The sequence below is a fragment of the Polaromonas sp. P1_F8 genome (assembly GCF_056405635.1).
This window is the reverse complement of sequence record NZ_JBFUBS010000016.1, coordinates 1-1,355: the sequence shown is the minus strand read 5'-3', so window position 1 is coordinate 1,355 and position 1,355 is coordinate 1. Positions and strand designations below refer to the sequence as shown.

Here is a 1,355-nt window from a genome sequence, read left to right as displayed (position 1 = left end):
TATGCGGCGGATGCGCCGGGAGTAGAAGTCGCGAAAACTGAACTGGGAGGTGGCCAGGCCCTGAAAAATGATCGTCGAGATCAGGAAGCCCGAGATGACGAAGAAGATGTCAACGCCGATGAAGCCGCCGCGAACCCATTCGGGATAGGCATGAAAGCCGAGCACGGACAGCACCGCCACCGCACGCAGACCGTCAATGTCTGCGCGGTATTTAGGATGCGTCAGCGCATCTGTACTCGCAACCTCTCGCCCTTCAGCATCCATCCGTCATGCCCCATCCATCGAGTTCGTTCAGGCATTGCCCATGCGACTGCTTCATTTTTCGGTCTTCCACGGCAACCGGTCTTTGCATGCTGAAGTGGCCAAATATTGCGCCATCATTTTGGAGCCATAAACCGAGAGATGATGCGAATCCCGCAGCAGGATGCTGCCATTGGCATCGACAAAATTGAGCTTCCCATTGGTAAACAAAATATCAGACTGGCGAAATACGCAAACATCCTTGCGGCCATTGAAGTGTTCGTTGAACAGGGTCAAATAGGGGTACCGGTCAATGATCATGGCCTCGGTAACCTCGCAGTTGCGGGCTGCCCTGAGCAGGCTGGAGTAAGGCCTGTGCACGCAGTCTTTGCTTGAAACCGGGGAATATGCGGCGTCATAGGTCAGGATGACCTGTTTGCCACTGGCCTGCAGCGCGGCAATGTCACGGTCCATCAGCTCCATCGCCTTGGCAAACCGCTCTGCCACAGATGCCTTGGCCGGCAAGTCCTTGTAACCCCAGTCCTGCATGTCGTGCGTAAACACCGACATGATGACGGTCTTGATATGCGGGTCGGCCATAACTACCCGATAGGCATCGTCCACAATTTCGGGGCAGTTGGGCTTGGCACCCCACGTGGCCGTTGGAACCAGCCCGCGAACGGGCGGGCATGCACCATGACCAATATTGATCATGCCTTCGTTTTTGGCCATGACCAGATCAGCAATGCCCGGTACGAGGGCGTTCGCCGTGGAGTCTCCGATGACACCGATGCTGATGGCATTCGCATTGCCAAGCTGCATGCAGAACCCAGCCGGCGTTTTGACTTTGGCGGCGCACTCTGCATTGCCCATGTATTTCCAGGCGAACTGCTCAGAGCTTGCCATACCCATGCCTGGACGTATATTGCCAAAGCCTTCGGTCCGGAAGCACGCAAACGCGATGCCTGCGATGGCGAGCATGAGCAGAAGCAGGCCGAGTGTTTTGCGGCGGGCGTGGGCGCCAAAGCGCAAGGGCGTTTCGATAAAGCGATAGGTCAGCCAGGACAGCACAACCGCTGCCAGCAGCCCGCCAGTACGTACGGCCACGGAAAAGG

2 protein-coding genes are annotated in these 1,355 nt (G+C 57.0%); both read right to left on the bottom strand.

Annotated elements, in window-relative coordinates; all coding sequences use genetic code 11:
- A partial coding sequence (locus tag AC1D1J_RS22560) for an acyltransferase family protein (RefSeq protein ID WP_477695892.1) occupies positions 1-264 on the bottom strand: 264 nt, incomplete at its 3' end.
- Between the two features lie 51 nt (positions 265-315).
- A partial coding sequence (locus tag AC1D1J_RS22555) for an SGNH hydrolase domain-containing protein (protein WP_477695926.1) occupies positions 316-1,355 on the bottom strand: 1,040 nt, incomplete at its 5' end.